Below are 26,058 nucleotides of genomic sequence, written 5' to 3'. Positions count from 1 at the left end.
TGGGGGGGCACAGCGCCATGCCGCGTCCGGTGATGGTCGGGGTCGACGCGTCCCAGGAGAGCCGCGCCGCCGCTGTGTGGGCGGCCCGCGAGGCAGAGCGCCGCGGGGTTCCGCTGCGGTTGTTGCACGTGTGGGCATGGAGCCCGCCCGGGGCCCCGGGGAACGCGTCGCGACCACTTCTGGCGGGGCGTGTTCTGCGTGAGGCGGAGGCGCACGTGAGGGCCGTGTGCCCTGGTGTGCCCCTCGTCGCCGAACAGGCCGAAGGGCCTGCGTCCAGGGCACTACTGGGTGCCGCCGGAGAGGCGGACGTGCTGGTACTGGGATCCCGTGGCCTGAGCGTCCTCACCGGATTCGTCCTCGGGTCGGTCGCCCAGGCCGTGGTGGCCAGGGCCGCGTGCCCTGTGGTGCTCATCCGTGCCGGGCACGGGGTCGATGACCCGCAGGGGGACGACCTCCGCCACGCGGGCCCGATCCACGCCGCCGACCGTGACGTCGTGCTGGGGCTCGACCTGAACGATCCCTGCGACGAGCTGATCGACTTCGCCTTCGACACGGCGCGGCTGCGGAACGCCCGGCTTCGGGTCGTGTCCGCGTGGAGCGCGCCGTCGGCGCTCACCCTCGGCCCGGGTGAGGTGGGCCTGATCGACGGGCCGCGGCGCGCGGAGGAGTGGCGGGGCTTCCAGGACGCCGTGCTGTTCACGTGGCGGGACAAGTACCCCGCCGTTTCCGTGAGCGGGGACGTCGTCGAGGACAGGGCATCGGCCGCGCTGGTGCGGGCTGCCACTGGTGCCGGCCTGCTCGTGGTGGGGCGGCGGACGCCTCAGGAGCCGCACGTGGGCACGCGCACCGGTCCCGTCACGCATGCGGTCAGCCGCCACGCTCGCTGCCCGGTTGCGGTCGTGCCTCACTGCTAGGCCTGGGCGCGGCGCCGAACCGGGCGAGAAGCACGCGGGGTTGTGGTGCGCCCGCGAGAGGGAGTTGAGATGAACGGCTTGCTTGGCTGGCGCCCACTGGTGCTGGCCGACCTGTTCGAGTGGATCGAATCCGGTCTGAACGGCCTTGGCGTTCCGACAGGCACGGGCGGTGCGCACGGCATCCGCGTCGAGGAAACGCTCGCCCAGGACGCCTACGTGGTGCGCGCGGAACTGCCGGGCCTCGACGCGGAGCGCGACGTGCGCGTCGACATCAATGAGGGCGTCCTCCACGTCCGGGCGGAGCGCACGGAAGAGACCCGGGAGAAACACCGCACCGAGTTCCGATACGGCTCCCTGCGCCGCTCGGTCCGTCTGCCGCGAGGGGCCCGAGAGTCGGCGGCCGAGGCCCGGTACGAACACGGCATCCTCACCGTCACCGTGCCCCTCGCCACCACAGTGGAGGCGGTCACGACCGTCCCGGTGCGCGATGCGGCGTCCTGAGCCCAGCCCGCGGTCCGTGCGTCACGGGCGACGGGGCCGCACCCCAGCTCCCGCCCGTCCGCGTCGGCCGCTCGCTGCCCCGGACGGCTGCGGCGAGGCTACCGGAGGGCACGGGTCCCGAGCGGCAGCAGCCCTCCGGCGGACCAGGGGCTGCTTGTCGCTGCCGGACGGGAGCCGTCAGGTTTGGGCGGCGAGCAGGCTGACCGCTCCGTCCAGCGTGCCGAGTTCGGGGTAGTCCTCCTCGTCGATGCGGACGCTGGTGCGCTCGGACAGGGCTTCCACCAGGCTCAGGAAGTCGATTGAGTCGAGTTCCAGGGCTTCGCGCAGCGGTTCGTCGGGTGCCATGGTGGTCAGGTCAGCGTCCGGGACGATCTCAAGGATCGACTCCTTGACGATGGTGAGTGCTTCGGTCCGGTCCATCACAACTCCTTCGCGCAGTGATCGCCGTCGTGTGGGTCACAGTTCCTCGGGGCGCTGTAGGAGCCGGTCCACGGCGGCGAGGAACCGGGCACCCGTCGCGCCGTCGCTGGCCCGGTGGTCGGCGGCGAGCGTGGCGGTCACGAGGGGCCGCACGCCGATCAGGCCGTCCACCGCCCAGGGCCGTTCGACGACGGTGCCGAATCCGACGAGAGCCACCTGAGGCGGGTGGATCACGCCGTACACGGTCTCCGCACCCTGCTCACCCAGGTTGGAGACGGTCAGCGTGGCGCCGGACACCTCCGTGCCGCGCAGCCGTCCGGTGCGGGTCCGCCGCACCAGGTCCTTGAGCCGTGCCATCAGAGCGGCGGGCGTGAGCGCGTCGGCATCGTGGATCACCGGGGTCAGGAGGCCCCCGTCACGCAGCGACACGGCGATGCCCAGGTGGACCCCGTCGCCGGGGACGAAGCCGTTCTCCTGCCAGAACCCGTTCAACTGGGGCACCTGGCGGACGGCCAGAGCCGTCGCCTTGAGCAACAACGCGGCGGGTACCAGACGTTCGGTGACCGGGCAGCCGCGGTTGTGACCGTGGAGCCAGTGCGTCGCGGCCCCGAGGTCGAGCGTGCTGGACAAGTAGTAGTGCGGTACCTCGCGTTTCGAGCGGCTCATGAGCTCCGCGATGGCGTGGCGCATCGCTGCGGCGCGACGAGCCTGCGCGGCGGCATCCGCCGTTGTCCCCGCAGCGGTCGTCGGGGCCGCTGCGGGAAGTGCCCCGGTCGCCCCCGGAGGCCTTTCCACACCGTCGGCACGCGCGATGGCGGGTTCCCCCGCCTCCGCCGTGCTCTGACGCCGGTCCGCCCGTGCCTTTGCACGCAGGTGTTCGCGCACGTCTGCCGCCCTGACCGCACCGTTCTCGCCGGTGCCGGTGAGAACGGCCAGGTCGACGGAGAGCTCGACGGCGAGGCGACGGGCATACGGCGTCGCCCGTACTCTCCCGGTGACCGCTCCGAAGGATCGCGTCCCCAGGGCAGCGTCCCGCTGATGCGCGGCGTGCTCCACATCGGCCCGTGTGACGCGGCCGCCACGGCCGCTGCCGCGCACCGCCGTCAGGTCGATGCCGTGCTCGGCCGCCAGACGCCGCACGAGCGGCCCGGTTTCGACACGGACGGTGCCTCGCGCGAGGGCGGGCGGATCCACGGTCCGGACCGCGGTGGTGTCCGGAAGCATCTGGGCCGCCGGCGGGGGCTGTGCGGCGCCCGGCGCCCCGTCGCACCGGGACACGTGCGGCGCGCGTGCCCTGTTGCTGGGGACGGCGGGCGGCCCCGACGCTCGTGCGCGGGAGGCTTCCGGGGACGGTGCGGTCGCGTCGACCGTGGTCACGGGCGCTGCCGCCGTCTGGATGATTGCCAGTGCCGTGCCCACGGGGAGCACCGTTCCCGGTTCGGCCAGGAGCCGCGCGACCGTTCCGGACTCGAAGCACTCGACTTCGATGTCGGACTTGGCTGTTTCGATGACGGCCACCGGGTCGCCTTTGGCCACGGTGTCGCCGGGGGAGACCAGCCATTCTGTGAGCGTGCCCTCGGCCATGTCGGCGCCGAGCGCGGGCATGCGGAACTCACCCATGGCGTCCCACCGCCTCGCGGGCCGCCGCCGCGATGCCCTCCGGCTGCGGCAGCGCGGCCTCTTCGAGTGCGCGGGCGTACGGAATCGGTGCTTCCGCGCTGCACACCCTGCGTACGGGCGCGTCGAGGTCGTAGAAGGCTTGCTCGGTGATGCGTGCGGAGACCTCGGCGGCGAGGCTGCCGGTGCGCCAGGCCTCGTCGATGACCACGGCGCGGTGGGTCCGTGCCACGGATGCCATCACAGTGGTGTCGTCGAGGGGACGCAGCGATCTGAGGTCCAGCACTTCGGCACTGATGCCGTCGGCCGCGAGCACGTCCGCGGCGGTGAGCGTCTTCGGCAGCGACCCGCCGTAGGTGATGAGCGTGACGTCATGCCCGGGGCGGCGTACCACGGCCGTGCCGATGTCCGGTTCGGCGCCGTCCCCGTCGAGTTCGCCGGAGAGGTTGTAGAGCGAGCCGTGCTCGAAGACCACCACGGGGTCGGGGTCCGCGAGGGCGCCGCTGAGCATCAGACGGGCGTCCGCGATGGTGGCGGGCGCCAGGACGCGGATGCCGGGGATGTGTGCGTACCAGCCTTCGAGGCTGTGGGAGTGCTGGGCGGCGAGCTGCCGGCCGGCGCCGGTCGTCATCCTGATCACCAGGGGCACGGAGAACTGTCCGCCGGACATGTGCCGCAGGGTGGCCGCGTTGTTGAGGATCTGGTCGAGCGCGAGCAGGCTGAAGTTGACGGTCATGATCTCGACGATGGGCCGCAGACCGGCCAGGGCCGTGCCGACGCCGATACCGGTGAACGCGGACTCCGACAGCGGAGTGTCCCGTATCCGTTCCGGTCCGAACTCCTCGACCAGGCCGAGGCTCACCCCGAACGCGCCGCCGTACGCGCCGACGTCCTCACCCATGAGGAACACCCGCTCGTCGGCGGTGAGTGCCTCACGCAACGCGGCGCGCAGCGCCTCCCGGTAGGTCGTCTTCATGCCGGCGCCTCCTCGGGTTCCGTGTGGACGTGCCGCAGCAGCGTGGCGGTGGGCTCGGTGGGTGCGGCCTCGGCGGCCTGCTGGGCTCGGTCGATCTCCCGCATCGTGCGCTGATCGAGCTCCTCCTGCACGGGCTCGGTCAACTCGCCGTCCGTCCGCATGCGTTCGGTCAGGACGGTGATCGGGTCACGGGCCTGCCAGTGCTCGATCTCGGACTTGTCGCGGTAGCGGTCGGGGTCGTACATCGAGTGGGCGCGGAAGCGGTAGGTGCGCAGCTCCAGGAAGTGCGGGCCGTGTCCGGCGCGGATGCCGTCGACCGCACGGCGTGCCGCCGCCTCCACGGCGAGCACGTCCATGCCGTCGACAGTCCAGGCGGGCATGCCGTACGAGGCCGCGCGCATCGCCAGGTCCGTCTGCGCGTGTTCGACGGCCAGCGGGGTGCCCATGGCGTACAGGTTGTTCTCGCAGGCGAGCAGCAGCGGCAGGTTCCACAGCGCCGCGAGGTTGGCGCTCTCGTGGAACTCGCCCTCGGCGAAGGCGCCGTCGCCGAAGAAGCAGCAGACGAGCCCGTCCGTGCCGCGCATCTTGTCGGCGAGGGCCAGGCCCGCGGCGAGCGGAATGCCGCCCGCGACGATGGCGTTGCCGCCGTAGAAGCGGCGGTCGGCGTCGAACAGGTGCATGGAGCCGCCGCGTCCGCCGCTGCACCCGGTGGTCTTGCCGTACATCTCGGCCATCACGGCGTCGACGGGGATGCCGCGGGCCAGGGCGTGTCCGTGCTCGCGGTAGGTGGACACCACGGCGTCGGCGGGTTCGAGCGCCGCAGTGACGCCGGTGGCGACAGCCTCCTCGCCGATGCACAGGTGGACGAAGCCGCGGATCGTGGACGCGCTGTACAGCTCGACGCAGCGCTCCTCGAAGCGGCGGATCAGCAGCATGCCGGCGAGGAGGTCGCGGTGGTGCTTGGCCACGGCGCTCTGGGACGGACGGGCGCGCGGCGCCTTCTTGCGGCGGGTGGTGGTCATGACGTGTCCTCGGGGGTGTCCGGCCGCGGGGCAGCGTCGGGTGGATGTGGTGCCTGTGGGGTTTCCAGCGTTGACGTGTCGCCTGCGGGCAACCCGGCTTCGCGTGCGCGCAGCAGGCGCCGCATGACCTTGCCGCTGCGGGTGTGCGGCAGGTGCTGGTCGAAGGCGATTTCCCGGGGCGCGACGGCGGGGCCGAGCCTGCGCCGGGCGAAGGCGAGCAGGTCGCGTCGCAGCGCGCCACCGGCATCGGCCCCGGGGCGCAGGGAGACGTAGGCCTTCACGATCGTGCCCGCGGTGTCGTCCGGGCGGCCGATCACTCCCGCCTCCGCCACCATCGGATGCTCCAGGAGGACGCTCTCCACTTCGAAGGGGCTGATGAGATGTCCCGCGGACTTGATGACGTCGTCGGCACGCCCGACGAACCAGAAGTAGCCGTCGGTGTCCCTGCGGACGATGTCGCCGGTCAGGTACCAGCCGTCGGCGAACGCCGCCGCGTAGCGCTCCTCGGCGTGCAGGTAGCAGCGGAACATCGAGGGCCAGCCGGGCCGCAGGGCCAGTTCGCCCTCCTGCCCCGGCTCTTGGACGAGGCGGACCTGTCCCTCCGGTGAGCGCCAGGCCCGGCCGTCGGGCCCGCGCGCGACGACGGCGGCCTCGACGCCTGGCAGCGGGCGGCCCATGGAGCCCGGTTTGACGGGGGCCGAAATGATGTTGGCGATCATGATGCAGCCCGTCTCCGTCTGCCACCAGTTGTCGTGCACGGGCAGCCCGAGGACGTCCTGACCCCACAGCACCACCTCGGGGTTGAGCGGCTCGCCCACGGACGCGACGAAGCGCAGCGCGGACAGGTCGTGGGCGCGCGGCAGGTCGTAGGGGCCCTCGCGCGGGGTGGCCCGCATGAGCATGCGCAGCGCGGTGGGCGCGGTGTACCAGACGGTGACGTGCTCGTCGGCGAGGACCCGGTACCAGCGGCGAGCGTCGAAGTCGCCCTCGTCCACGACGATCGTCACGCCGTGCGTGAGCGGGGCGATGATCCCGTACGACATGCCGGTGACCCAGCCCGGGTCGGCCGTGCACCAGTAGACGTCGTCGGGGTGCAGGTCGAGGGCGTACGCGGCGGTGACGTGGTGGGCGACGACGGCCTCGTGCACGTGGACGGCGCCCTTGGGCACGTCGGTGGTCCCGCTGGTGAAGTGCAGCAGCGCCATGTCCTCTGGACGGGTGCGCGGTGCGGTGAAGTCCGCGCTCGCCATGGCCATGAGCGCGTCGAAGGAGTGCGTGTCCGGCGGTTCCTCCCGTCGCGGGCCGACGATGACCACATGGGCCAGGTCGGGCAGCCGATCGCGTATCGGCGCCACCTTGCGCCGGTAGAGGGCTTCGGTCGTGACCAGAACCCGGGCGTTGCCCAGACGCATGCGCTGGGCCACCGGCTCGGGCCCGAACGCGGAGAACAAAGGGCACACGACACCGGCGTTCTTGAGCGTGCCGAGTACGGCCGTGTACAGCTCGGGGCAGCGACCGAGCAGGGTGTACACCCGATCGCCCCGGCCGACCCCGAGGCCGTGCAGCGCGTGCGCGAACCGGTTGGAACGCAGCGCGAGCTGGGCGTACGTGACGGACTCCACGGATCCGTCACGACGCACGCAGCGCAGCGCGGTGTGCGAGCCGCGACCCTCGGTGACGTGCCGGTCCACCGCCTCGTAGGCGATGTTGAGGCCGCCGTCCGGGAGTCCGGCCAGGAGGTCGCGGGCCTGGGCCCAGTCGAACCGGGCGCGGGCGGTGTCGTAGTCCGGGAGGACGTGCGGTCGCGCCGCCTTGGTGATGACCTCGTGGGCCATGGCTTCGGTGTCCCCTCTGGGCACGCCGAGGGACCACGAGAGCCGGCGGGATCCGCGACGCGGAGTCCGCCCCCCTGGTGCCGCCTCGGCCGATGACGAATGTGGTGGGAAGGAGCTGGGCGGCAGGGGGGCAGGGAGCGGTGAGTCGCCCTCGTGACGACGCGCGCGTCGGGTGAGCAGTAGTGCGTCTTGCCGGACGCGGGTGGCCGGTGTGGCACGCACGGCTCTCGCCTCCCCTGGCCGAGTGCCTCTCAGGGCCGCGGGCGGCTTTCGGCGACGGAGGGCCCCGTCTGCTGTCGTGTGCGTCCGCGGCTGGCTCTGCCTCCAGGAAACCCGTCATGAGGGCGGAGCGCCGCAGGCCGTCCTTCCCCCGGTGGGGGCCGCTCGGGCCACTTCGCGTGGACGCGTGCGGGGTCTGCCGTTACGGGCGGGGGGCGACCGGAGAGAGCTGGGGAGGGATGCGGAGCCGCGCTTCGCGGCGGCCCGGCAGACGAGAGCGGCCGTGTTCCGCACGTGGTCGAGGTGTGCGCCGAAGGTTCTGCGTGAAGGGCGAGTTGTCGGCGTCGTCCCGTGGATCGAAACACGGCCGCGCGGTGGCGTGGCACCGGGTTCGGCCGCCGCCGCTGTGACGGCGGCGGCCGAGGGAGGTCTCAGGTGCCCATCGGGATGCGGAGCAGCTGCCCCGGCATGATCTTGTCGGGGTCGGTGATCTGGTCCGGGTTGGCGCGCATGATGCGCTGGTAGAGAGCGGCGTCCCCGTAGTAGGTCTTGGCCAGGCCGGAAAGGGTGTCGCCCTTGACCACCTTGTGTTCGCGGTAGCCGTAGTAGCCCGGCACGATGCGCGGCCCGTAGAGCACGGGCACGGTCACGACGTTGATCTCCTTGCCGTCCTTGGGGCTCTTCTCGAAGACCTGGACGAGCAGTTGGTCGGCCTTGAACGAGGCCTTGCGCACGTCGACCTGGACATGGAACTGCCCGTGCTCGCCCGTGCCACCGCCGACCGTGAAGTGGCCGGCCACCTCGTCGTGACCGTCACCGACGCGGTACTGCAGCGTGGCCTCGTGGCCCGTGCCGACGCCGCCCACGTGGATCGGGCTTGCCACGAGGTCCAGCTTGCGCGGCTGGTCGATCCGGTTCGTCATGAACTCTCCCGTGAGGAGAAGGAACGTGCTCCTTCCCGTCCACTCAACTCCTTTCCCAGAGTGGGGCAAGAGCTTCTTTCGGGCACGATGACGGCAACCGCCGAACGACCCGTAGGACGGGCCGGTCGGCCTGCTCTGCGTGTGGCCCCGGTGCGTTGTAGTAGGCGGTGAGGAACACAACCGTTCCGCCTTCGAGTTTCGAGAGGGAAGGGGAGAGCGACATGGCCACGTCAGGTACGCGCCGTCTCATCACGCTCCCTGCTGCGCTGCTGGCCACCGGAACACTCGTGACCGCGACAGCGACGAGCGGGGCGGCGCACACACAGTCCTCCGGGCGCACGGACACCCCGGCCGCGGCTCCCAGCCGCAGCGGCACTCCGACGTCCACCGTCGACCGGGTCGCCGACTTCTACGGTGCGTACATCGACGTCCTGTACGACACCGGTAACGGGCGGCTTGCCCGGGCCCTGCGTGGTCACTACCTGACCGCCGGGCTGCGGCACAGCCTGGCCCGCTGGGAATCCACCCACCACAAGGACGGCGTGCTGCGCGTCAAGGGCGTCCCGACCGCCTGGAAAGTCGTCTACAACGACAGCGGTATGGGGCGCTGCTGGAGCAGGGTGACTCTCACCTGGAAGGACTCCAGGGGGCACGTCCATCACACCCGTCTGATGGTCCAGTCCGACCTGACGACCCGATTGATCTCCGCCATCAAGACCGACGCGTGACGGCTGCGCTGCGGGGCCGGAGCCCCGCCACCTGTTTCACGACGGTGCGCGGGTCCTGCTCCGGCGACAGGCCAGGCGGCCCTCCGTCCACTTGGACCGCCGCTTCGCGCGCTGCTCCGCCGGAGCGGCGTCGGCGAGGGCGGCGTGCAGGGTGGGGTAGGGGCGGAAGACGCCGCAGAGCCGGACGATGTGCAGGAGAGCCAGGGTACGCGGATGCGGGCAGACCAGCAGGAGCTGTCCGCGCTTCTCCACGACACGACTCCTGGCACGGCAGAGCAGCCCCAGGCCGGAGCAGTCGATGAAAGTGGTCGAGGTCAGATCGATGACGACCAGCGCCTCGTGCGGGCCGGTGGCGTGGTCCAAACAGGGAGTGATCTCCAGGGCGGCGGCGATGTCGATCTCGCCGTGGAATTCCAGGACCGTGTGTCCTTGGGCGCGGTACGTGCGTACGTGTCGGGTGGAAGGGGGGAGGGGGGTCCCTGGCGTCACAATTGCTTCACCTCGGTGCGTGTCGGCCTGTCCCTGAGTGGTGCAGGCGAAGCAGCTGCGGAGGAGGGTCACCGGGGGCCCGGGCGACAGTGGTGCGAGGTGTGCTGGGTCTGGAGCCGGCGTCACGGACACGGAGCACCAGGCGAGGAGAGGGGCGCTGGAGGGCTTCTCCAGTGTGTACTCCCTCCTCGGAGTGGTTCCTAAGGTGTACCCATTTCAGCCGCGCTCAAGTAAGTCCTCTCCTGCTCCGGCGGATCACTTGCCCGTCCGGTGTTACCGGCTGCTCGACGTCGACGAGGGGTGCCTGCGGCGGTACTTGCGCTCCCAGCGTTCCTTGCGCTTCCGACGATCGCTGTACTCGCGATACGTCTTGGGACCGCTGCCCCGGCCGCCTCCGTCACCGCCGCTGCTCCTGTTGTCGGGGTCGGTCTTGATGGAGCCGCGGTCGCGGCCCCGGAGCAGCAGGTAGACGAGTCCCGCGGCGAGCAGCCACAGCAGGGGGGCTTTGAAGCCGAGGACGACCAGGAACAGGAGCAGGACGATGATCAGAACAGGCATGGCTCTCCTCCGCACGCGGGACGCGACCAGGTGTACGACGTCGGACGGCGAACGGTCCGCGCGGGCAGGAGCGGATGTGGCGCAGGAGCGCGTCAGCCCGGCTCGGCCTGCGATGCCGTACGAAGGCTCGTATCGGCCTCTTACGGCCAGTCAACGCCCGCGTGAAGGCCCGCCACAGGACCGGATCGGCCCCGGGACGGGACCTGTGGGGCCAGTCCCCAGGGGCCGTGTGGTGCCGAGGTCGTGCTCGGCCCGCTTGGGCGGCGCCCACCACTCGGGGGCCGGTCGGCCCCTTCCGCGGTCGGTGCACCTCTGCCTCGCTGGAGTGGGGTGCCCCGCCGCGCCGGGAGACGTGCGGCGGAGTTCCGACTACCGGATGACGGAGGGACTGAGAGTCGTGGAGCGAGAACTGATCGTCGGTGCGGACGGCTCGGAGGAGAGCCTGTCAGCCGTCGACTGGGCGGTGGACGAGGCCGTGCGGCGAGGGACACCGCTTCGGATCGTGTACGCCTCGGCCTGGGAGCGGTACGAGGGGCACAAGCCGTCCTTCGCCGTCCGCCGCGGCGCGGCGAGCACCTACACCGATCACATCCCCGCGCAGGCGGTCGCACGGGCGCACACCCGCGCGCCTGCGCTGAAGGTCACGAGCGACGTGCTCGCGGAGGACCCGGCGACCGCGCTCGCCCGCGAGAGCGCGGGTGCGGGCGCGGTCGTCGTCGGCTGCCGGGGCAGGGGCGAACTGGCGGGGCTCCTCCTGGGATCCGTGAGCCTGTCGGTGGCCGCGCACGCCGCGGCCCCCGTGATAGTGGTCCGCGGCGGTCGGCAGAACCGCGACGGCGGGTTCCAGCGGGTCGCCGTCGGCATCGACGAGGCGGACGAGGCCGCGGCCGTCGTCGCCTTCGCCCTGCGGTCCGCCGAACTGCGGGGCGGCGAACTGCACGCGGTGCACGCCTGGCGGTGCCCCGCCCACCAGGCGCCCGAACCGCCCCGCGCGGCGGACGCGACGGACTTCCACCAGATGCGCGCCGAGATGCGGCTTGACGAAGCACTGAGGGCCATCGGGCCGCAGCACGCTGCCGTGAGCGTGCGACGGGACGCAGTGGAGGGCCTGGCCCGTGCGGCGCTGCTCGAGGCGTCCACGACCGCCGACCTGCTCGTGGTCGGCGCCCGTCGGCGGCGAGGGCACATCGGCATGCAGCTGGGCCCGGTCAATCACGCGGTCCTGCACCACTCCGCGTGCCCCGTGGCGGTGGTACCGCACGACTGACCGCTGATCAGGGTGCCGGGCGGTGGCCTCATGCGGCGTGTCCCTCGGCGGGTGCCACACCGCCGTGGGGCAGCACCTCGGCCACGGAACGCCGGGGCGTCCGCGCCTGCCAGCCGATCCGGCCGAGACGCAGGACCATCTGCGGATGCTGCCCCGAAGGGGCCAAGGTACGCACCAGGGCTCGCAGGTCCGCGAACTCCAAGGGCTGGCTGTGGAATCCGGCGGCGAACCCGTGGCCCGCGGCGCACAGCAGCACGCGCTGCAGGGCCTGGCCCGCGCGCAACCAGTCCTGATGGGTGTCGTGCGGGGTGGTGAGAACGACCATGAGGCCGGTGCGCGCGGGCCACGTCTCGCGCGGCCGGGCCGTGGCCCTGCGTCGGGTGAGGCCGGTGAAGTCGCGTCCGGCAAGGGCGACGCAGTCCGGATGGAACATGCAGGCCTCGGCGGGCACCCCGTCGCCGCGGTCGTTCCCGAAGGGACGAGCCCACTGGAGCAACTCCCCGCCGAAGCCGGGTACGCGACGCTCCCGCGCCTCGGCCTCGTGGACGAGCCGACTGAGGCGCCTGCGCGCCGTCGTGTCCTCCAGGGCGACCAACTGGACGCCCTCGGCGCGTGCGTGCCGTGCGAGGGCCTCGATCAACGGGGCGGGTACTCCGGCGGACGTGAACGGGCCGCGATGCGTATGCCGATGCCGCAGCGCCTGGTGCAACAGTGCCACGTCGGGGGTCGTCCGCGCGTACGCGCCCCACTGCACGCGCGCCAGGAGCCAAGGCGTTCCCGGGTCGGGGAAAAGCCGTACCACCGGCCTGAAGCCCAGCCGCCGCATGGCGAGCCTCAGGTTGAACAGCGCCGCGCCACAGCTGATCATCAGTTGCCGCCCGTAGGGGTCGCAGAACTGCAGCCGCCGCCGGTAGTCGGCGTACAGCAGCAGCGTGCTGTCGGAGCACGCGAACAGCCAGGGCTGGGAGTTGTGCAGCGAAGGCGCCAGTACGGCGGCGCGCACCAGGTGGCGGGCCGCACGGATGTGGGGCGAAGGATTCCGCTCGGCGGTCATGGTCTGCCCGTCCCTTCTCCCGGCCCACCCCGTGGTGTGCCACATCGTCAGAGCCGGCGGCTTCAGCGTGACGGGAGCCCCGGGACCGGATGAGGGGCCGAGTGTCCCTGGACTCGGCCCGAGCGGCCCGCCCGGTGCCGGTGACGGAGCGGGACCATGGAGGGAGGGAAGAGGGGGCGTATTGGGCACCGTCCCCGGGGATGGCTGGTTCGGCGGGCCTCGTCGAGGCCCGCCGTGGGGGCTTCTCGCCAAAGGCCCGGACGAGGTCCGGACCGGGCCCGACAGCTGTTGATGTCCGGCCAGGGCCGAAGAGCGGCGGCATCACGGCTGGGATGTTCCTCGTCTCGCTTCCGGCCCACGAGTTGGCATCACGTTGTGGCTGCTCGGCGGGGTCGCGCGACTGTGCGGCGGGGTGCAGGCCCCGGGGACGGTGTTGCGCGGTGTGCCGGGTGACACGGCGGTGCGCCAGGTGGTGACCCCCGAACCGGCCACGGTAGTGGAGGCGGCCACCGTCTCGGTGTGCCAGTGCCTGAGTGGCGAGCGCACGGCCCTCTTGACGGGCCCATCGGTCCCGGTGCGGGCCACCCGGCCCGTGGTGGATCGCGCACCCACGCGCTGGGCTGGAAGCAGCGACGAGCCGAACGCGTTCGGCCGGCCCGGCAGGAGCTCACGGACCGCGACCGGCCGACCGAACGGAACTCGCGGAACGACGTGCGTGAAGGAGGCACAGAGATGAACGACCAGGCCACCGTGCCTGCCTCAGGAGAGCCGCACCACACGCCACTGCTGTCTGCGCAGACAGCACAGCACGTCGACGTCACCCACGTATCCGGGCAGGCGTACGGTGTGTTCATCCGTGACCACGAACTGACCGTCGATCAACCCTTCGCGGCGGGCGGTGACGACGACGGGCCCACCCCGGTCGAACTCTTCGTCTCCTCGCTCGCCACCTGCGTCGCCTATTACGCCGGCCGGTTCCTCCAGCGCCACCACCTGCCGTACGAAAACCTCCGCGTGCGGTGCGAGTTCGACATGGCCGACGACAGGCCCGCCCGCGTCGCGGCCGTTCGCATGAGGATCGTACTGCCCGTTCGGCTCACGGCGACCGAGCGCGGGGCACTGCTGGCGGTCGTCAACCACTGCACGATCCACAACACCCTGCGTCAGCCACCCGACGTCAGCGTCGCCGTGGCCTGATCCCGACGAGGAGAACCGTCATGCGTGGGCTGCCGAACCCATGGGGTTCACCAGGTGAACCCACCACCCTCCAAGGCAAGGTACTGCTCGGGTCCTCGGGACGGGTCGTGGCCGAGAAGGACCTCGTGGCCGACCCCGCGTTGCTGCATCTGTTGGCCGAGGACGCGTGCTGGCAGGCGGCCGTACTCTCCTGGTGGCTGCGCAAGCCCGGCCTCTGGCACCCCCACGCGCGACGCGCCTGGAGGCAGGAAGGCCGACAGCTGTGGGAGGAGCGGCGCACGCTGCGTGCCGCAGCCGACGCGATCGTCAGTGCGCGTGACTGACAGTGGCGGCGCAGTGGCGTCTCCAACAGCTCCCCTTGGTCCTCCGGTTGGGGCCAGGAGGCCCCTGTCGGTCTCGTCCGGCCCGCGCGACGCTGGAACCGGAACACCAGGTTGCGGCCAGACCGGGCTCTCTGCGGGGCCGTGCGTCTGGAGCCGTACCTCCCGGAACGCCAGGTACCAGAAAACCGGAAACGTCAGGTACCAGAAAAGGAAAGGCGGAAGACCTCATGTACGAGTTCGGGATGCTGGTCCTTCTGGGGCTTGCTGTACTGGTCGTGGGGAACGCGGTGCACCGCTACCTGTCCGCGGCCCAGGAGTTCTGGGCGTTCGCGCTGACAGCCCTGGGGGTGGGCGCGGCGTGGCTCGCCGACTTCAGCCTCTTCGAGGCCTGGGGGCTCGACGTGCGCACCGAGGCCATCGGCACCACGCTCACCGGATTCCTCATCGCGGGAGCGGGCTACTTCTGGCACGAGGTACTCCGCTTCTTCGCCGGCCTCGCACGGAAGTTCACCGACGAGGCGAAGACCATCGAGAAGACCGAGCAGCTGCGGCGCGTCGCCTGAACCGGGGCTGCAGAACGAGGAGGGGGCCGGGGCGACGAGCCCCGGCCTCCCAGCCCGCGGTTCGTACCCGGAGCCAAGAGGGAGAGTGAGGCTGGCCATGGCACAGGAGGCGACCAACGGAGCCCTGGTCGTGGGCGTGGACGGCTCGGCCGCCGCGCTCGCCGCGCTGCGCTGGTCGGCGGCGAAGGCCCGGCTGCTGCACACGGGCGTGCTGGCCGTTCACGCCTGGCTGCCCTCCGGCTCCATGCGCGCGCCTTACGCGCCGGCGCTCGAGCGGTCCACACCCGAGCAGGACCGTGCCCGTGCCGCGGCCACGCTAGAGCAGAACGTGGCCAGACTGCTCCGCACACACCCCGACGCCGACGTCGTGATGCTCCTGCACGAAGGCCCGGCCGCCGCGGTCCTGCTGAGGTACACCCGGGACGCGTTGTTCCTCGCTCTCGGCCGCACATCTCGGACGGACGTCACCCGGCCCGCGCTGGGCGCGGTCGCCCGCGCCTGCGTGAGGCTGGCGGAATGCCCCGTGGTGACCGTGCCGGAGCCGCCACCGGACGCGGAGGAGTCCCGACCGCCGTGGCTGCGGGACGACATGGCGGTTGGCTTGGAACCCGCCTGACCCCTCCGGTTCCGCCTGGGGCGGTGTCTGCTTCGTCCCGGCCCGTGGGGCGGCACGGGGCACGACGGGCCGGGACGTCCGTATCCATGGACGTTCAATCCGTGCTGGGACAGGACCACCGACACCGGAGGAGAGCCCATCGGCCCCTCGCGGGCCGAACTCGCGCCTCCTACCGTCAGCAGGGACAAGGCCCCACGGGTGCCGGAGGTGCGCCATGGCCGGTGAGCAGAGAGTCGTAGTGGACCTGGGTGACGCAGGCACGATGGTCGTCGTGGCCGAGACCGGGGGCAGCACACTGGTCGCCGACAGGAAAGTCTCCGGGAAGTTCGGTGAGATCACCTCCTCCATCGAGCGGGTGGGCCAGGACGTCCTCAAGGCCGCCCGTCGTGCCGGTCCGTCCAAGGCCGTGGTGGAACTGGGATTCGGCCTCGCCGTCGAGTCCGGTCAGCTGGTGGCGCTGCTCGGCAGGGGCCGGGGCGAGGCCACGATCAAGGTGACGCTGGAATGGGACCGGGACGGACAGGAGGCGCCCGATGTCTCTGCCTGATGCGACGATCAGTCGACTCAAGGACGTGCTGAAGCAGGCGACCGCCCGTGTCTACGCCGACGGGGAGTTCCAGGGGACGGCGTTCTACGTGGACACACAACTCCTGCTCACCTGCGCACATGTGGTCGATCGGGACGCGGGCATCGAGATCCAGCCCGACGGCCGTGACTGCCGCGAGGCCCAGGTGGTCGAATGGGACGACGCCACCGACCTCGCGTTGCTGAAGGCACAGGCCCGTGACGAACCCGTCATCCCCTGCGCGGTGCTGGACACGACGTTGCACGACGGCGAGTACTGGCTGGTCGGATATCCACGCGAGGAAGGGACGAGCCCGGGCTACGAGCCGCGCAAGTTCACGGGGCACGGCCGGGAGGACCCACGAGGCGGCTACCAGATGCTGCAACTCAGCGCCGGTGAGATCATCACGTGGGGGATGAGCGGCGGCCCCGCCCTCAGCACCGAAAGCGGCGCCGTGGTCGCGGTGACGCGTGCGAGCCGGAACACGGACGACGCTCTCGGCGGCAACGCGGTGCCGATCGGCTTGGCGGCCGCGAAGTTCGGGGAGATCGCCCGTGTCCTGCAGGAGTCGACACCGCAGATGGTGCCGTGGCGCACGGCACTCGGCCGCCCCGACTGGCAGCGCCTCGGCCGGTCCCGGACCGTCGACGCCCTCTTCGACCTGTGGGTCAGCGGCAGCCGAAACTCCTGGCAGGTCTCTATGGAGGAGCCTGGTCACGGCCACGAGCTGACCGGCCGTGACCTCGGTGAGGGTGTCGCGGAAGCGCTGTTCCGCTGGGTGCAGCGGCGACGGGTTCACTCCAACGAGGAGGTCGAACTGATCGGCCCACTGCTCGCCAGTGCTCTCTTCCCCAGTGAGGTGGCCCGCCGCTTCGAGCAGGTCCGGGCGGCCGACGACCTGCTGGTCCGGCTGCACTTGAAGAGCGGCTGCGATCTCGCCGACATTCCGTGGGAGCTCGCTGCGGCTCCACGCGCACGGGGGCGGGCGCGATTCCTGGCAGCCGAGGAGAAGTTCGGGTTCGTTCGGGTCCCGGACACGGATCGTGTGAACGGTGACGCGCTGTCCTCCGCGGCCCCCGCCCGGGTCGCAGCCGATGTCCGCGTGCTGGCCGCGGTCGCACAGCCCAAGCACTGGCGCAACAGATACCCCGTGATCCTTCCCCGGCACCGGGGCCCGCCCTACAAATGGGTCGGCCTGACGGAGATGCGGGCCTCACTCCGGGAGAGCATCGAGCGTGCCGGATTCACCCCCGAACTCGACTTGCTCCACGTGCCGCCGCGGTGGAGCGTCGTCAAGGACGCCCTCAAGTCCGGAAGCTTCTCCGTACTGCACTTCATGGGAGTGGGGCAGCGGGAGATCGACGGAACTCCGCTCATCGCCTTCGTCGACGACGACGGCAACGGCGAGGCGTGGCAGGACCCACGAGAGGTGATAGACACGGCAGCGGCCAGCGGGGTGCGTCTCGTGGTCCTGGAGCTGCTGCTGCCGCCCATGGACTGCGACTTCGAGCCGCTGACCCCCAGCGCGCTCGGCGAGATCATCGCCCGGAGCGTGACCGCGGTGGTGCTCACGCAGCTTCCGGTGCATCCCGTGCAGTGCCGCGCGTTCAACTCCTCCTTCTACGAGGCGCTGGGCCGCGCCGAACGGATCGAGAGCGCCGTGCAGGCGGGCCGCAGGACCCTCAGGCTCGATCGTCCTGTCGAGGACGCGGCGGGTTTCGGCTGGTTCGCCCTCACCACCGGCTCCCAGTCGGACGTGCGCCTGGTGATCCAGGAGTCGCCCGATGCTTCGAAGCCCGCGATCCATACGCCCGTGGCGAAGCGGCCCGTTCGGCACGAGCCTCATCCGAGGGAGACCCTGGATGTCCTTCATCGCTGAGATGATCCGGCGTGCCGACGGGCGTATCCGCGAACGGTGCGGCGTGGACGCCGGACTGAAGGAGGTGGCCGCCCGTGCAGACGACATCGCGCAGGGGGACGGCAACGGGCAGGAGGCGACACTACGGCTGCTGGCCGAGCGGCACAGGGGCGTGGAGAAGGCCTCCGCGAGCCTCGACCAGCTCACCGCTGACGTGAAGCACCGCCTCGCCGCCCTGCCGTTCCTCCCTGAAGGCTGGTCCGAGCAACGCGACCGGCTTCAGGAAGCGCTCGCTTCCGACGTGCGTACCGGCCTGGGCCACTGGCTGGGCTATTGGTTCACCGCTGCGAGCCGATGTCGCGTCGACGCGATGGATCGGCTCCGCACCGGCGTTCCGCCGCCCGTCGGCGCGCTGTTCACCCGACGTATCTCCCTGGCCACCCGCGCTCTGGCCCGCAGTGACTGGGACCTGTGCCACGAGGTCCTCGCACTCGGCTGCCAGGACTTGGACATCGGTCGCTGGAAAGGCCTCGACGACGGGGTGCGGGACGACCTCCGGCTGCTCCTGGCACGACTGGCCTTGCTGCACCACCTCCCCGAAGAGGCCGACAAGGCTCTCGGCGGCTCTCAGCCGTCCAGCGCGGCCCACTTCGCCCTGCGGTCGCGCACCGCGCGCCTACGGGGGGCCACGGAGAAGGCCGACCGGCTGTTCAGAGAGGCTCGTGAGCTCGACCCTCGCGATCTCGACACCACTGTCGAAGCGATCACGCGAGCCCGGCAGAACGGCATGCCCGAACTCGCGCTCGACGAGGCACGGACCGCGGCCGAGGCCTTCTCCTCGCTCAGCGACGTCGAGGGGGACATCAACCGGCTCGTGGACATACCGGGCGAGTTGTACGTCGCACTCGCCGAGCGCTTGCGCCGCGAGGGCGACCGGTCGTCCGCACTGTGCCTCCTCGACCGTGCGGCCGAGGAGCGCGACGACAAGACCATGGCGGTGGTGGAGGAGCAGCGAGCCGACCTGCTCGGCTCGGCTTCCGCGCGCCGCAGCGCCCTGCTGTGCGCGGGAAGGTGGCATCTGGGCGCGGGCCGTCTGGACCACGCGCGCCGAGACTTCGACGCTGCCGTCCAGAGCGGACCGGAGAGCCGGGAGGACGAGCGCACCCGGGCAGTGGCGCAGATGCACCTGGCGGACATCGCCGCACGGACGGGGAGCCGGTGGCCCGTCCGGGAGCGCGGGGCACGCCTGGCGGACGCTCTGGCGAAGCTGCTCGACGCGCGTCAACAGGCGGGCGCCAGTGGTGGCGAGTCCTGGAACTACCTCACCGAGAGCTACTTGAGGGACCAACTCGCCGAGGTATCCGACGCCGACAGACAGCGGCAGGGGTGGTGCGCACTGCTCTCGGCGGCGCGTGCGGTGGCACTGGACCCCCAGTGGGCGCCGCCCTGGCAGCAACTGGCGCACACCGCCCAGAAGCTCCGCCTGTTCCGGCTCGGCGAGACCGCGGCCGTACGCAGTTACCAGATCAGCCAGGACCAACCGGCGGCAGCCCGCTACGTCGAGGCGCTCGCCAACGTCGGCCGGTACGACGAAGCACTGGAGCTCCTGCAAAGCGCCCTGCACGACGACGATCTCCACGACTGGAGCAGGTGCGTGTGCGGTTACGTCGCCCTACAGCTCGGCAAACCGGACGAGGCCGTCCGGTACTTCGCTGCCGGGGCCATCGACCCCGGCTGGCACTGGGCCTGGCACCCCTATGTGGTCGCCCTGCTCCTCGAAGGCGATACGGCCTCCGCACGGCATCACTCGCGTTCCTTCCTGCACGCCTCGGCGGGCATGCTGTCCCCGCGGGAGCACCTCATGGCGACCGCCTACGACGCCTGTGTCCAGGGCCGCCCCGCCGACGCGGAGCGGCCGGCACGGCTGCTCCGCGAAGCCGATCTGCCGGGAGAGACCGAAGGCGCGATGGCGCTCGGGGTCGCATGGGCCCTGTTGGGCAACCCGGCGGCTTGGGACCTGCTCGCCACGGCGATTGAGACCGATCAGCAGCCGACCGCCGTCGATACGTGGGACCACTGCGTGCGCCCGCTTCTCATCGCCCTCGCCGACGAATCAGGCAGCGTGCTCAGCTTCAGCCGCACGGACGCGGCGGTGGAGCACGCCCGGCTGCGCGGCGGAGACGCGCTGTCCGAACTGCGGAATGCGGTAGCGCACCGCGTACCCGGCGAGGCAGGCCTGGCCGTCCGCCTCACGGAAGCCGTTCTGCGATCCTTCGGCACGTCCGAAGAACGGGACGAGCTACTGGACACGCTCGCGACCGAGGAAGAGCTGGCCGCCGAGGCCGAGTCGCTGCGCCGTCACCGCTTCACCGCCGAGGACACGACGGACGCGCCTCAGCCCCCACCGCCCACGATGCGGCTGCGGCTGCCCGGTTCGTGGTTCGCCGCGTACGGCGATCCCGTTCGGCAGCACCCCTTGTTCGCGCGGCACTTGCCCGCGCTGCGGAGCAGGACCGAATGTGAGGTGCCCCCGGTGCATGTGGAAGTGGAAGAGGACCTGGAACCGGACGGCTACCAGATCCTCGTCGGTGACGAACTGCTGGCAGAAGGCCACGTGGATCCGGAGCTGCGCTACTGCGCCGAGGAGGCGCTGGCACTGTTGCCGACGGCGCTCGACGCCGCGCAGAGCGTGACCCGAACCGCACACGGCCTGGCTGTGCGCGCAGAAGCGGTCGCGGCCATGGGCGGACTGGCGGAACTGCTCACCGAGTCGGCCTGCGAAGTGGTGGTGGACCGCTTCGGAGACGTGGTCCGCGGTGACGGGTGACGTGGGTGCACCGAGTTGCTGGTGATGAAGTCACGGGGCTCGGAGCTCGCCGCCTTCGGACGCAGAGGCACGCGTCTCGGCGGCGCGCCAATCGGTGTCCGGATCTCCGTTCACGCGTCCCCGCCGCAGCCACTCGTGGTAGGCGGCCACCTCGAGGGCCTCCTGACGTACGTGGTCGGGCGCGAACACGTCACCCGCAGCAGTTGCCCGCAGTGCGTACTCCGCCTCAGCGGCGAACCAATCGGCCCACGCGTCGCCCATCGGGCTGCCCCTGTTCAGCCAGCGGAAGTAGGCGGTTTCAGCGATCCACCGGCGGTGCATCTCCCGGCTCTTGTCCACGTACTCGTCGGGAGTCCCCTCATACCGTCCGCTCGCCGTCCATAAGGCTTGGGCGAGTTCGTGCACATCAAAGGTCACATGCATGCGTCCGGCCCCTCCCTTCGGCGCCGGCCCTGCGACCCGCGGTGTGCCACGGGCCGAAAGGCACACGTTCAACGTCGCAGAGGAGGGTGCCCGCGCCTATGTGCTTTCGGGTCACGTCGGTCTGCCCGGGGGGACGAAAGGTCACGTCCGCCAGCTCGGTCGCGTGCGCCTGACCCGCGTGCACCCGTCACGCGTGCGGCACCACGACGACCGGGCAGGTGACGTGGCGCATGACCGCGTGCGTGACCGGACCGGTGCGAGTGCCGATCCGTGGCCGGCGCTGCCGGTGGCCCACGACGAGCAGACCGGCACCGCCGGCCTCTTTGGGCACCTCGTGGGCGGGGCGCCCCTCGGTCAGCGTCTCGCGGACGTAGACCGCGGGGAACTTCTCCCGCCAAGGCGCGACGGCCTCGGCCAAGGCGTGCTCTACGGCGGCCCGGACGCGGGCGCGTTCGTCCGCGTCCGGCAGACCGAGGCCGTGCGGGTGATGCCAGGCATGGATCACGCGCAGCGGTGCCCTGCGGTACTCCGCGGCCCGGAAGGCGAACTCCAGCAGTTCGTCGCTGGGCCGCAGCAGATCCACGGCCAGGGCCACGTCGCGGTAGGGGGCTCGTGGGAAGGCCGAGCCCGTGCCGTCCGGAAGACGCCCGTCGGTTTCGGAGCACCCCGCCCGGACGAGGGCGACCGGGCAGAAGGAGTGGGCCACGGTCGCCAGGGCGACGGAGCCGGTGAACAGTCCGCCGACGCCGCTGTGGCTCCGGCTGCCGAGCACCAGCAGCTCCGCGTTGTCCATTTCGGCCCGCAGCGCCGACTCGGGTGGCTTCCCGATCTGTTCCGCGGACACGTACAGCCCGGGGTGATGGGAGGTCAGACGGTCGAGAACGGTGCGCAGCACACGACGCGCCCAGTAGTGCGGGGCGCGCAGCTCGCTCGGGGACTCCGACTCGGCCGTTTCGGGCAGCCCCTCCCACGCGTGGACGACGCGCAAGGGCAGGCCGCGTCGCAGGGCCTCGCGCGCGGCCCAGTGCGCCGCGGCTGCACTCTCTCTCGAACCGTCGACACCGACGACGATGGGCTTGGGCATGCTGGTCACTTCGGTCACCCGCTCTCGCTGAAGCCCTGGCGATTGTGCGGTGGGGGCCATCGGGTCCGGCGCGCCCACCTCCCCGCCTCCAGCATGCCGCCGGGGCTCGCCCGGACGCAGGGGCGTTCGGGCCCCGGATCGGACCGTTGGGCCCCTGCGGACCGCGGCCTTCGGGGCACGAGGGCGAAGAGCCGCGGGCAAGGAGACCTCACAGCACGGACAGGAGGCGGCCCATGGAGGCGTCGGCGGTCGTGGCCGGCGGCGGTTCGGCACGCGGCGACCTGCATCGCGGCGCGGCCCGCGCGTCCGAGCCGCGGTCGGAAGTGCCCGTGTCCCGCGCCAGGGGGGGCACTCGACGACGCCGCTCCACAGCGCCCGGTCGAGCAGGGACGGGCGCCCCTCTCAGACGCGGGCAGGCTCCCCCCGGCCGGGAGCGGATGGTCGACCGTCTCGTGCGCCGGGCAGCGCCAGGCCCGTAGGGCCACTGGCGCGCGATCCCGGACCCCGGCCTCGGTGAAGGCGATGCGGTCGCACCGCTGCCACGGCGAGGGAGCACTGCTGTCCTCGGCCGACGGGGGCTGTCCGGTCTCCATCAGTCTGAGGTAGCGGACCATGCTGAGCTGCGGTGCCTCGACTCGAGTGAGACGTTCCGCTGGCGGTGCTCGCCAAGCCGAGGCGGACTGTCCCGTCTCTGTCGACATGGCCCGCATCTCAGACGATCCGGTTCGTGTCTCGTCGACGGCCTGCCGGTCGTGACGGACCGAGCTCATGGCGCGTGACCGTGACGGCCAGAACGACGAGCCACGCGAAGTAGGCGTAGGCGTCGATCCGCTCGAAGGCCCCGGCCCATGGTGTGTCGTTCTGCTCGATCCCGCGGATCGCGAACGAGGACGCGATTCCGAAACCAACTGTCACGAACACCGTGGCGAGCGCATAGACACGGAACCAGCCTCGGTAGGCGACAGCCGAGAGCACCATCGTCACAACGACGAACAGGCTGAACACGGCGGACAAGGCGATGTGCATCGTGTCGTTGAACCCCGTGCTCCTGTCGCGAGAACTCATCGCCCAGAACGTGTGCGTCGCAATGCCCACCACCAAGAATCCCGCGACCTGAAGGATGCCGACCCACAGCAGGCTCCGCTGCCGGGCGACCCGGAGGAGCCCGATGCCGAAGGCCAGCAGCAGCACATTGTGAATGAGGATGGCTGTCACCATCAGCGGTCGAACAGGCGCTCCGAAGGCACTCAACTCGCTGATCGCCTGGTCCCTGTAGCTGTAGCCGTTGTACAAGAGACCCGAAAGAACGTCTCCGGCGATGTAGACGCCAACGGCCGCGGCCGGTGCCAACAACAGGCCCTTCGCTGCGCCTCGACCTCGCCACCACTGCGTGACTGCGTCACCGCACGAGTCAGCTTTCATGACGGTGTCCATGTCACCGCCTCCTCGTATCCAGATTCCATCGTGGAGCGTCCGAAAGCCCGGGTCCAGGACGGGAGGTCACGTCGGCTGTGCCTTGTGGTCACTTGACAGCAGGTGACCTTCTCTCCGGACATCAGCAGCTCACCGGCATCGGCTTGCCGTGGAGCGAGACCTGCCTGGGACCTTGGGCCGGTGATGTCTCAGGCGTGCGGCCCCGATGCCTTCGGTGACTGGGCCTGCCTCGAATCCCCTGAGACAGGAAGGAGGCCCGCACGCCGCCGTTCAGGGGCTGAGGGGTCCCGGGACAGGACCGGTCGGCACTGTGCGGACAGCGGCGGACATGGCAGGTTGTGGCGTGGGGAGGGCCCGTGGCGGGCAGGCCGCAGCTCTCCCCGCCCGCAGAGAAGTGATGCGCCATGCACCGGTACGCCAACCGCGTGAATGGCGTCTACGGCCGGAACCGACGCACGGCGGACCCGATGCCCTCTGGCCGCCGGAACGCGTGCCGGGGCCGGGACGAGTCCTCGGCGCAAGCCGAGTCGGCCTGTACGAACCTAGGAGCCACCTCATCATGTCCACGATGCGTTCCGTGCCCCGTCGCACCGCCCCCGTCGCCGTGCTCGCGAGCGTGGCGATCGCGCTCGGCGGCTGTGGCAGCGACGGTGGCACCACCGACACCACTTCCGATGCCCGTGCATCCGCCACGGCCCGATGGCGGGAGCACAATCGGGCGGACGTGACGTTCGCCCAGCAGATGGTCCCTCGCCACCGCCAGGCGATCCAGATGGCTGAGATGGCGCGGACCCACACCTCCTCCACCGAGATCAGGGCTTTCGCGGCGAAGGTCGAGCGCGCACGAACCGCCGAACTCTCCACGATGTGCGCCTGGCTGGAGGAATGGGGAGAAGAAATCCCCCGGAGTGCGGGTGGTACGGGTCATCGGGGCCACGGGCACGGTCGAGAGGGCCACCACGGTCCACGCGGGATGACGCACGAAGAACGGATGCGCCACCTGGAAGGCACCCGCGACGCGGAGTTCGACAGGACGTTCCTGGCCATGATGACCGAACGCCACCAGCAGGCGATCCACGAGGCCCGCGCGGTGAAGTCGACCGGCGCACACGCCGCGACCAAGGCCCTCGCGGACACCGTCATCAGCACCCAGAGCGCGGAGATCATCCGCATGAAGGTGATGATGGGCATCAGCTGACCGCCTCGGAGGAGGCGCGGCATCACGTCGCGGTTTCAGGAACGGGCTCGGCTCCGGCACTCGGCCTGTGGCACACCCACAGGCCGTAGCGGAACACATCGCCGCCGCCAAGGTGCACCGTGCGGCACTGGCAGGCCGTCCAGTACCGGGGGAAGCCGTTGGCTCCCGCGTGAGCGCACCAGGCATGTCGGTAGTAGCTGGTCTCGAACTCCCAGTCGGGCCGCTGCCGCCCGACCGCCGGGCGTCCCGCGGCGCGGCCGGCCAGGGCGGGCACGAGTTCCGCCCGCCCGATTGCGTTCCTGGCGACGGGGTCGCCCTCGTGGACCCACAGCCTCCAGCGGTACTCGATCTCCCACCACTCGTGGCGGCACGTGAAGTGGAAGCGTTGTCCCCGGCCCGCGTCGGCGCATTCGGCCTCCGTGTCGAGGGACCCTCGCGCTCTCCCAGGGACTGGGCGGAGGCGGATCGTCCTGAGCAGCCCGACCCGCCGTGGCGGACGTGGCGATGACCGCCGCCTTCCCGTCCGGAAGCGTGGGGGTGGCGGCAGGAGCGGGCTGCCCGTCATCACCGCGAGAGAGACGGCCAAGAAGAGGATGCTGCGCAACATCTGGGCCTCGGGCTCGGGGTCGGCATCGCCGTAGGCGGCTGCTCGGCGCGGCCGCGAGCGCGCGATCTGCCCAGATCCATCCAGGGGTGTGATCCGGATGTCCATGGACGCCTTCCACTCTCGCCGCCTTCAGGGCCGCACGGGCCTGCTCGGTCCAGGAGCCCGGCTCCCTGACAGGCGTCCTCAACCGCAGCGGGGGACGATCGCGGCATGTGCGCCTTCCTGGAAACCGCCCGGCTCGTGCTGCGCGCGTTCACCGACGCCGAAGACGATGTCGACCGCCTGTTGCCACTGGACAACGACCCTGAGGTCATGCGCTTCATCAACGGCGGCAGGCCTGTGAGCCGCGAGGCGATCCGTACGCGGGTCCTGCCCCGGCTTCTCCACGACTGCCCCTGCTTCGGAGCGCGTGGCTACTGGGCCGCAGAGGAGAAGAGCGCCGGGGGGTTCCTGGGCCGCTTCGAGTTCCGTCCTCGCGACGACCGTGACGCCACCGTGGCCGAGCTGGGCTACCGGCCGCACGCGGCCGCTTGGGGCAAGGGATACGCCACCGAAGGGTCCCGGGCACTGATCGCCAAGGGGTTCACCGACCTCGGCGTGCGACGGGTCACTGCGAACACCATGGCGGTGAACACCCGGTCCCGGCACGTGATGGAGAAAGCAGGCCTGTCCTACCGCGGGTACCTCGCCCGGCGGTGGCCCGATCCGTTCGAAGGCCTCGAGCACGGTGAGGTCGAGTACGGCCTCACCCGCGACGACTGGGAGCGGACGGCCGGCCCTGAGGGCCGGGCGGGCTGAGCGGACTCGGGAGCCCGGGCGTGCCGAGATCCGGCTCTCGCG

25 protein-coding genes are annotated in these 26,058 nt (G+C 71.2%); 13 read left to right on the top strand and 12 right to left on the bottom strand.

The genetic code is table 11. The features are described from left to right. Positions 1-17: 17 nt before the first annotated feature. Both IG74_RS0131890 and IG74_RS0131885 read left to right on the top strand, forming a co-directional pair. Positions 18-914 carry a universal stress protein gene (locus tag IG74_RS0131890; RefSeq protein ID WP_030684401.1) on the top strand — a complete coding sequence of 299 codons (897 nt, stop codon included), beginning with the start codon at positions 18-20 and terminating at the stop codon, positions 912-914. A 69-nt stretch (positions 915-983) separates the two neighbouring features. Beyond that, positions 984-1,415 (top strand): Hsp20/alpha crystallin family protein, encoded by a 432-nt coding sequence (locus tag IG74_RS0131885; protein ID WP_030684400.1) that lies wholly within the window; start codon positions 984-986, stop codon positions 1,413-1,415. Positions 1,416-1,592: 177 nt separating this feature from the next. Here IG74_RS0131885 and IG74_RS0131880 read toward each other — a convergent pair whose 3' ends face one another. The 6 genes from IG74_RS0131880 to IG74_RS0131855 all read right to left on the bottom strand — a co-directional run bounded on the left by IG74_RS0131880 (position 1,593) and on the right by IG74_RS0131855 (position 8,427). Continuing rightward, positions 1,593-1,835, bottom strand: coding sequence for an acyl carrier protein (locus tag IG74_RS0131880; protein WP_030684399.1), 243 nt, complete (start codon positions 1,833-1,835; stop codon positions 1,593-1,595). Between the two features lie 36 nt (positions 1,836-1,871). Next, positions 1,872-3,455: a dihydrolipoamide acetyltransferase family protein gene (locus tag IG74_RS0131875; protein WP_030684398.1), complete on the bottom strand. Its 1,584-nt coding sequence runs from the start codon at positions 3,453-3,455 to the stop codon at positions 1,872-1,874. After that, positions 3,448-4,428, bottom strand: a complete 981-nt coding sequence (locus IG74_RS0131870; protein WP_030684397.1) for an alpha-ketoacid dehydrogenase subunit beta — start codon at positions 4,426-4,428, stop codon at positions 3,448-3,450. Before IG74_RS0131870 ends, IG74_RS0131875 begins: the two co-directional genes overlap by 8 nt. Then, on the bottom strand, positions 4,425-5,450 hold the full coding sequence (pdhA, locus tag IG74_RS0131865) for a pyruvate dehydrogenase (acetyl-transferring) E1 component subunit alpha (RefSeq protein WP_030684396.1): 1,026 nt from the start codon (positions 5,448-5,450) through the stop codon (positions 4,425-4,427). The genes IG74_RS0131870 and pdhA overlap by 4 nt, the downstream gene beginning before the upstream one ends. Beyond that, on the bottom strand, positions 5,447-7,285 hold the full coding sequence (gene acsA / locus IG74_RS0131860) for an acetate--CoA ligase (protein ID WP_037826366.1): 1,839 nt from the start codon (positions 7,283-7,285) through the stop codon (positions 5,447-5,449). The genes pdhA and acsA overlap by 4 nt, the downstream gene beginning before the upstream one ends. A 650-nt stretch (positions 7,286-7,935) precedes the next feature. After that, on the bottom strand, positions 7,936-8,427 hold the full coding sequence (locus IG74_RS0131855) for a Gmad2 immunoglobulin-like domain-containing protein (protein WP_030684392.1): 492 nt from the start codon (positions 8,425-8,427) through the stop codon (positions 7,936-7,938). A 221-nt stretch (positions 8,428-8,648) separates the two neighbouring features. On the opposite strand from IG74_RS0131855, the gene IG74_RS0131850 reads away from it, so the two are divergent. Continuing rightward, the gene (locus tag IG74_RS0131850) at positions 8,649-9,155 is read left to right on the top strand and encodes a hypothetical protein (RefSeq protein ID WP_030684391.1); all 507 of its coding nucleotides are present in this window, start codon (positions 8,649-8,651) and stop codon (positions 9,153-9,155) included. A 36-nt stretch (positions 9,156-9,191) separates the two neighbouring features. On the opposite strand, the gene IG74_RS0131845 is transcribed toward IG74_RS0131850, so the two are convergent. Both IG74_RS0131845 and IG74_RS0131840 read right to left on the bottom strand, forming a co-directional pair. Then, positions 9,192-9,644, bottom strand: a complete 453-nt coding sequence (locus IG74_RS0131845) for an STAS domain-containing protein (RefSeq protein WP_078869179.1) — start codon at positions 9,642-9,644, stop codon at positions 9,192-9,194. 273 nt (positions 9,645-9,917) lie between these two features. Next, on the bottom strand, positions 9,918-10,202 hold the full coding sequence (locus IG74_RS0131840; RefSeq protein WP_030684389.1) for a hypothetical protein: 285 nt from the start codon (positions 10,200-10,202) through the stop codon (positions 9,918-9,920). A 397-nt stretch (positions 10,203-10,599) separates the two neighbouring features. Between IG74_RS0131840 and IG74_RS0131835 the strand changes: the two genes are divergently transcribed. Further along, a complete protein-coding gene (locus IG74_RS0131835; protein WP_030684388.1) occupies positions 10,600-11,469 on the top strand; it encodes a universal stress protein in 870 nt (289 codons plus the stop codon). A gap of 28 nt (positions 11,470-11,497) precedes the next feature. Here the strand turns inward: IG74_RS0131835 and IG74_RS0131830 are convergent, their stop codons facing one another. Next, complete coding sequence (locus IG74_RS0131830; protein ID WP_051855735.1) at positions 11,498-12,523, bottom strand: Acg family FMN-binding oxidoreductase; 1,026 nt, start codon at positions 12,521-12,523, stop codon at positions 11,498-11,500. A 732-nt stretch (positions 12,524-13,255) separates the two neighbouring features. Between IG74_RS0131830 and IG74_RS0131825 the strand changes: the two genes are divergently transcribed. The 7 genes from IG74_RS0131825 (at position 13,256) to IG74_RS0131795 (ending at position 20,472) form a co-directional block, all read left to right on the top strand. Further along, positions 13,256-13,720, top strand: coding sequence for an OsmC family protein (locus IG74_RS0131825; protein ID WP_078869177.1), 465 nt, complete (start codon positions 13,256-13,258; stop codon positions 13,718-13,720). A 107-nt stretch (positions 13,721-13,827) separates the two neighbouring features. After that, the gene (locus IG74_RS0131820) at positions 13,828-14,043 is read left to right on the top strand and encodes a hypothetical protein (RefSeq protein WP_030684385.1); all 216 of its coding nucleotides are present in this window, start codon (positions 13,828-13,830) and stop codon (positions 14,041-14,043) included. 227 nt (positions 14,044-14,270) lie between these two features. Continuing rightward, positions 14,271-14,606 (top strand): hypothetical protein, encoded by a 336-nt coding sequence (locus IG74_RS0131815; protein ID WP_030684384.1) that lies wholly within the window; start codon positions 14,271-14,273, stop codon positions 14,604-14,606. A gap of 97 nt (positions 14,607-14,703) precedes the next feature. Continuing rightward, positions 14,704-15,222, top strand: a complete 519-nt coding sequence (locus tag IG74_RS0131810) for a universal stress protein (RefSeq protein WP_051855733.1) — start codon at positions 14,704-14,706, stop codon at positions 15,220-15,222. Between the two features lie 214 nt (positions 15,223-15,436). Continuing rightward, complete coding sequence (locus IG74_RS48195) at positions 15,437-15,769, top strand: CU044_2847 family protein (RefSeq protein ID WP_158857847.1); 333 nt, start codon at positions 15,437-15,439, stop codon at positions 15,767-15,769. Continuing rightward, entirely contained in the window at positions 15,756-17,666 is a 1,911-nt protein-coding gene (locus IG74_RS0131800; protein ID WP_078869175.1) for a S1 family peptidase, read from the top strand. The genes IG74_RS48195 and IG74_RS0131800 overlap by 14 nt, the downstream gene beginning before the upstream one ends. Further along, positions 17,650-20,472: a hypothetical protein gene (locus IG74_RS0131795; protein WP_030684379.1), complete on the top strand. Its 2,823-nt coding sequence runs from the start codon at positions 17,650-17,652 to the stop codon at positions 20,470-20,472. Before IG74_RS0131800 ends, IG74_RS0131795 begins: the two co-directional genes overlap by 17 nt. Positions 20,473-20,502: 30 nt before the next feature. Here IG74_RS0131795 and IG74_RS0131790 read toward each other — a convergent pair whose 3' ends face one another. The 3 genes from IG74_RS0131790 to IG74_RS0131775 all read right to left on the bottom strand — a co-directional run bounded on the left by IG74_RS0131790 (position 20,503) and on the right by IG74_RS0131775 (position 23,413). Beyond that, entirely contained in the window at positions 20,503-20,895 is a 393-nt protein-coding gene (locus IG74_RS0131790; RefSeq protein WP_030684378.1) for a DUF2934 domain-containing protein, read from the bottom strand. Between the two features lie 187 nt (positions 20,896-21,082). Beyond that, positions 21,083-21,979 carry a universal stress protein gene (locus IG74_RS0131785; protein ID WP_030684377.1) on the bottom strand — a complete coding sequence of 299 codons (897 nt, stop codon included), beginning with the start codon at positions 21,977-21,979 and terminating at the stop codon, positions 21,083-21,085. Between the two features lie 711 nt (positions 21,980-22,690). Beyond that, positions 22,691-23,413, bottom strand: coding sequence for a DUF998 domain-containing protein (locus tag IG74_RS0131775; RefSeq protein WP_030684376.1), 723 nt, complete (start codon positions 23,411-23,413; stop codon positions 22,691-22,693). Positions 23,414-24,029: 616 nt separating this feature from the next. Here IG74_RS0131775 and IG74_RS52310 point away from each other — a divergent pair. Both IG74_RS52310 and IG74_RS0131760 read left to right on the top strand, forming a co-directional pair. Beyond that, positions 24,030-24,611: a DUF305 domain-containing protein gene (locus tag IG74_RS52310; protein WP_158857845.1), complete on the top strand. Its 582-nt coding sequence runs from the start codon at positions 24,030-24,032 to the stop codon at positions 24,609-24,611. A gap of 817 nt (positions 24,612-25,428) precedes the next feature. Beyond that, positions 25,429-26,016, top strand: coding sequence for a GNAT family N-acetyltransferase (locus tag IG74_RS0131760; RefSeq protein ID WP_030684373.1), 588 nt, complete (start codon positions 25,429-25,431; stop codon positions 26,014-26,016). Positions 26,017-26,058 lie beyond the last annotated feature (42 nt).

The sequence above is a fragment of the Streptomyces sp. NRRL B-1347 genome, from assembly GCF_000720325.1.
Classification (GTDB): domain Bacteria; phylum Actinomycetota; class Actinomycetes; order Streptomycetales; family Streptomycetaceae; genus Streptomyces.
This window is presented reverse-complemented; position numbering and strand designations above follow the sequence as displayed.

What these genes read in the sequence shown, in the direction of transcription:
- IG74_RS0131840 (WP_030684389.1), bottom strand. Translation starts at nt 10,202, where the DNA reads ATGCCTGTTCTGATCATCGTCCTGCTCCTGTTCCTGGTCGTCCTCGGC.
- IG74_RS0131875 (WP_030684398.1), bottom strand. Translation starts at nt 3,455, where the DNA reads ATGGGTGAGTTCCGCATGCCCGCGCTCGGCGCCGACATGGCCGAGGGC.
- IG74_RS0131810 (WP_051855733.1), top strand. Translation starts at nt 14,704, where the DNA reads ATGGCACAGGAGGCGACCAACGGAGCCCTGGTCGTGGGCGTGGACGGC.
- IG74_RS0131760 (WP_030684373.1), top strand. Translation starts at nt 25,429, where the DNA reads ATGTGCGCCTTCCTGGAAACCGCCCGGCTCGTGCTGCGCGCGTTCACC.
- IG74_RS0131825 (WP_078869177.1), top strand. Translation starts at nt 13,256, where the DNA reads ATGAACGACCAGGCCACCGTGCCTGCCTCAGGAGAGCCGCACCACACG.
- IG74_RS48195 (WP_158857847.1), top strand. Translation starts at nt 15,437, where the DNA reads ATGGCCGGTGAGCAGAGAGTCGTAGTGGACCTGGGTGACGCAGGCACG.
- IG74_RS0131885 (WP_030684400.1), top strand. Translation starts at nt 984, where the DNA reads ATGAACGGCTTGCTTGGCTGGCGCCCACTGGTGCTGGCCGACCTGTTC.
- IG74_RS0131880 (WP_030684399.1), bottom strand. Translation starts at nt 1,835, where the DNA reads ATGGACCGGACCGAAGCACTCACCATCGTCAAGGAGTCGATCCTTGAG.
- IG74_RS0131775 (WP_030684376.1), bottom strand. Translation starts at nt 23,413, where the DNA reads ATGGACACCGTCATGAAAGCTGACTCGTGCGGTGACGCAGTCACGCAG.
- IG74_RS0131790 (WP_030684378.1), bottom strand. Translation starts at nt 20,895, where the DNA reads ATGCATGTGACCTTTGATGTGCACGAACTCGCCCAAGCCTTATGGACG.
- IG74_RS0131855 (WP_030684392.1), bottom strand. Translation starts at nt 8,427, where the DNA reads ATGACGAACCGGATCGACCAGCCGCGCAAGCTGGACCTCGTGGCAAGC.
- IG74_RS0131795 (WP_030684379.1), top strand. Translation starts at nt 17,650, where the DNA reads ATGTCCTTCATCGCTGAGATGATCCGGCGTGCCGACGGGCGTATCCGC.
- IG74_RS0131785 (WP_030684377.1), bottom strand. Translation starts at nt 21,979, where the DNA reads ATGCCCAAGCCCATCGTCGTCGGTGTCGACGGTTCGAGAGAGAGTGCA.
- IG74_RS0131830 (WP_051855735.1), bottom strand. Translation starts at nt 12,523, where the DNA reads ATGACCGCCGAGCGGAATCCTTCGCCCCACATCCGTGCGGCCCGCCAC.
- acsA (WP_037826366.1), bottom strand. Translation starts at nt 7,285, where the DNA reads ATGGCCCACGAGGTCATCACCAAGGCGGCGCGACCGCACGTCCTCCCG.
- pdhA (WP_030684396.1), bottom strand. Translation starts at nt 5,450, where the DNA reads ATGACCACCACCCGCCGCAAGAAGGCGCCGCGCGCCCGTCCGTCCCAG.
- IG74_RS0131850 (WP_030684391.1), top strand. Translation starts at nt 8,649, where the DNA reads ATGGCCACGTCAGGTACGCGCCGTCTCATCACGCTCCCTGCTGCGCTG.
- IG74_RS0131890 (WP_030684401.1), top strand. Translation starts at nt 18, where the DNA reads ATGCCGCGTCCGGTGATGGTCGGGGTCGACGCGTCCCAGGAGAGCCGC.
- IG74_RS0131815 (WP_030684384.1), top strand. Translation starts at nt 14,271, where the DNA reads ATGTACGAGTTCGGGATGCTGGTCCTTCTGGGGCTTGCTGTACTGGTC.
- IG74_RS0131870 (WP_030684397.1), bottom strand. Translation starts at nt 4,428, where the DNA reads ATGAAGACGACCTACCGGGAGGCGCTGCGCGCCGCGTTGCGTGAGGCA.
- IG74_RS0131800 (WP_078869175.1), top strand. Translation starts at nt 15,756, where the DNA reads ATGTCTCTGCCTGATGCGACGATCAGTCGACTCAAGGACGTGCTGAAG.